Here is a 3252-nt window from a genome sequence, read left to right as displayed (position 1 = left end):
ACCGCCCGGCGCACCATCAATTCCTTGATCTTGCCGATCGCCTTGGTCGGGTTGAGCCCCTTCGGGCACACGTCGACGCAATTCATGATCGTATGGCAGCGGAACAGACGGTACGGATCTTCCAGGTTGTCGAGTCGTTCGCCCGTCGCTTCATCACGGCTGTCCGCGATGAAACGATAGGCCTGCAGCAAGCCCGCGGGTCCCACGAACTTGTCCGGATTCCACCAGAAGCTCGGACACGACGTCGAGCAGCTCGCGCACAGAATGCACTCGTACAGGCCGTCCAGCTCGTCGCGCTCCACCGGCGACTGCAGACGCTCCTTCTCAGGCGGCGGCGTGTCGTTGATCAGGTACGGCTTGATCGAATGATACTGGTTGAAGAACTGCGTGAAGTCGCAGATCAGGTCGCGCACCACCGGCAGACCCGGCAGCGGACGCAGCACGATCTTCTGCGGCAGCTCGTTCAGGTTCGTCAGGCACGCCAGACCGTTCTTGCCGTTGATGTTCATCGCGTCCGAACCGCACACGCCCTCGCGGCACGAACGACGGAACGACAACGTCTCGTCCACTTCCTTCAGCTTCACCAGCGCGTCCAGCAGCATGCGTTCGTGCGTCAGGTCCAGCTCGTACGTCTGCATGCGCGGCGCTGCGTCCTTGTCCGGATCGTAGCGATAAACTTCAAAGATTCTCTTGGCCATTTCTCTATCCTCGTGCCTTAGAAGGTGCGTGCCTTCGGCGGCACCGATTCGACCGTCAGCGGCTTCATCTGCACCGGCTTGTAGTCCAGCCGGTCACCCTCGCTGAACCACAGCGTGTGACGCATCCAGTTCTCGTCGTCGCGATGCTCGTAGTCGCTGTGCGCATGCGCCCCGCGGCTTTCCTTGCGCGCTTCGGCTGACACCATCGTCGCGCGCGCCACCTCGATCAGGTTCGCCAGCTCCAGCGCTTCCACCTTCGCGGTGTTGAACACCTTCGACTTGTCCTTCAGATGCACGTGCTTCACGCGCTCCGCCACTTCCGCGATCTTCTCGACGCCGTCTTCGAGCAGCTTCGCCGTACGGAACACGCCTGCGTGCGCCTGCATCGTCGAGCGGATGTCGTTGGCGATGTTCTGCGTGTATTCGCCCGAGGTGGACTTTTCCAGCACCGCGAGACGTTCCATCGCGAAGTCGGCGGCATCAGCCGGCAGCGGCTTGTGCTCCTTCAGCTCGCGCGCATGCTTGATGATGTGGTTGCCCGCCGCGCGCCCGAACACCACCAGGTCCAGCAGCGAGTTCGTGCCCAGGCGGTTCGCGCCGTGCACCGAGACGCACGAGCATTCGCCCACCGCGTAGAAGCCGTTGACCGGGTCGTTGTAGCCCTTGGACGTGCCCACGACCTGACCATGCATGTTGGTCGGAATGCCGCCCATCTGATAGTGGATGGTCGGCACGACCGGGATCGGCTCTTTAATGCAATCGACGTTCGCGAACTTCAGCGCGATCTCGCGGATCGACGGCAGACGCTTCATGATCGTCTCGGCGCCGATGTGCGACAGGTCCAGCAGCACGTGATCCTTGTTCGGACCCACGCCGCGACCTTCCTTGATCTCCTGGTCCATCGAACGCGAGACGAAGTCGCGCGGCGCCAGATCCTTCAGCGTCGGCGCATAGCGTTCCATGAAACGGTCGCCGTTCGAGTTGCGCAGGATGCCGCCCTCGCCGCGCACGCCTTCGGTGATCAGCACGCCCGCGCCGGCCACGCCCGTCGGGTGGAACTGCCAGAACTCCATGTCCTGCAGCGCGATGCCCGAGCGCGCCGCCATGCCCAGGCCGTCGCCCGTGTTGATGAACGCATTCGTCGATGCCGCGAAGATGCGTCCCGCGCCGCCGGTTGCGAACAGCGTCGTCTTGCCTTCGAGGATATAGACCTCGCCCGTTTCCATCTCCAGCGCAGTGACGCCGAGCACATCGCCTTCGGCGTCGCGGATCAGATCCAGCGCCATCCATTCGACGAAGAAGTGCGTCTTGGCCGCCACGTTCTGCTGATACAGCGTGTGCAGCAGCGCGTGACCGGTACGGTCCGCTGCCGCGCAGGCGCGTTGCACGGGCTTCTCGCCGTAGTTGGCCGTGTGGCCGCCGAACGGACGTTGATAGATGGTGCCGTCCGCGTTGCGGTCGAACGGCATGCCCATGTGTTCGAGCTCATACACGGCGTTGGGCGCTTCGCGGCACATGAACTCGATCGCATCCTGGTCGCCGAGCCAGTCGGAGCCCTTGATGGTGTCGTAGAAGTGATAGTGCCAGTTGTCTTCGCTCATGTTGCCGAGCGACGCGCCGATGCCGCCTTGTGCGGCGACCGTGTGCGAGCGCGTGGGGAACACCTTCGAGAGCACGGCGACGGAGAGCCCCGCGCGCGCCAGTTGCAGCGAGGCGCGCATGCCCGAGCCGCCTGCGCCGACGATGACCACGTCAAAGCGACGACGCGGCAGGGAAGTCTTGATTGCAGCCATGTTCTTTACACTCTCCAGAGAATCTGTGCGGCGTAGCCGGCGCATCCGATGAGCCACAGGATGGTCAGCACCTGAAGGAACAGGCGCAGGCCCATGGGCTTGACGTAGTCCATCCAGATGTCGCGAATGCCCACCCACGCGTGATAGAACAGGCACAGCAAGACGACGAAGGTCGCGAGCTTCATCCACTGCATGGCGAAGATGCCCGCCCAGCCTTCGTAGGAGAAGTTATGCGCGCCGAAGAACAGCACGAGCAGCACGATGGTGTAGACGGCCATCGCGACGGCGGTGATGCGTTGCGCGAGCCAGTCGCGCAGACCGTAGTGGGCGCCGACGACCAGGCGCTTGGGGCCGACTCGATTGTGGGTTGCCATGTTTTTATAAACTCCTTAGAAGGCGCCGAAGAGCTTGAGCGCCATCGCGAGCGTGAGCAGCAGCGAGACGATCAGCACGATCATGGCGCTCTGCTTGCCGCCTTCCTTGTTCACGCCGACGTGCGTATCGAGCAGCAGAAAGCGGATGCCCGCGCAGAAGTGATGCAGGTACGCCCACGACAGCACGAGCGTAACGATCTTGACGATGGGGTTGGCGAGGAAGCCCTTGAAGGCGTCGAAACTGATTTCCGACGTGAGGCTCTGATCGAGCAGATACAGGATGAACGGCAGACACACGAAGAGCAGCAGGCCGCTCACGCGATGCAGGATGGAGACCTTCCCCGCCAGCGGCAAGCGATACTTCGCGAGTTGGCCGATCCCGATGTT

The 3252-nt window shown here is 62.9% G+C and carries 4 protein-coding genes; all 4 read right to left on the bottom strand.

Annotated features, from left to right (window positions below):
• Nucleotides 1-698, bottom strand: a 698-nt coding sequence (locus QCE64_RS36180) for a succinate dehydrogenase iron-sulfur subunit (protein WP_050454292.1), incomplete at its 3' end; no start/stop codon positions are given.
• Between the two features lie 17 nt (nt 699-715).
• Nucleotides 716-2491: a succinate dehydrogenase flavoprotein subunit gene (sdhA, locus tag QCE64_RS36175; RefSeq protein WP_309936131.1), complete on the bottom strand. Its 1776-nt coding sequence runs from the start codon at nt 2489-2491 to the stop codon at nt 716-718.
• A 5-nt stretch (nt 2492-2496) separates the two neighbouring features.
• Nucleotides 2497-2865, bottom strand: coding sequence for a succinate dehydrogenase, hydrophobic membrane anchor protein (gene sdhD, locus QCE64_RS36170; RefSeq protein ID WP_309821460.1), 369 nt, complete (start codon nt 2863-2865; stop codon nt 2497-2499).
• 15 nt (nt 2866-2880) lie between these two features.
• Nucleotides 2881-3252: succinate dehydrogenase, cytochrome b556 subunit (gene sdhC / locus QCE64_RS36165; RefSeq protein WP_309936130.1), on the bottom strand; the 372-nt coding region annotated here is incomplete at its 5' end.

The organism is Caballeronia sp. LZ043, assembly GCF_031451075.1.
Lineage (GTDB): Bacteria > Pseudomonadota > Gammaproteobacteria > Burkholderiales > Burkholderiaceae > Caballeronia.
The sequence above is the reverse complement of the archived record's forward strand: the minus strand, read 5'-3'. Positions and strand labels throughout refer to the sequence as shown.

Bases quoted from the DNA above. Each gene is read 5' to 3' on its own strand.
- sdhD (WP_309821460.1), bottom strand. From the start codon at position 2,865: ATGGCAACCCACAATCGAGTCGGCCCCAAGCGCCTGGTCGTCGGCGCC.
- sdhA (WP_309936131.1), bottom strand. From the start codon at position 2,491: ATGGCTGCAATCAAGACTTCCCTGCCGCGTCGTCGCTTTGACGTGGTC.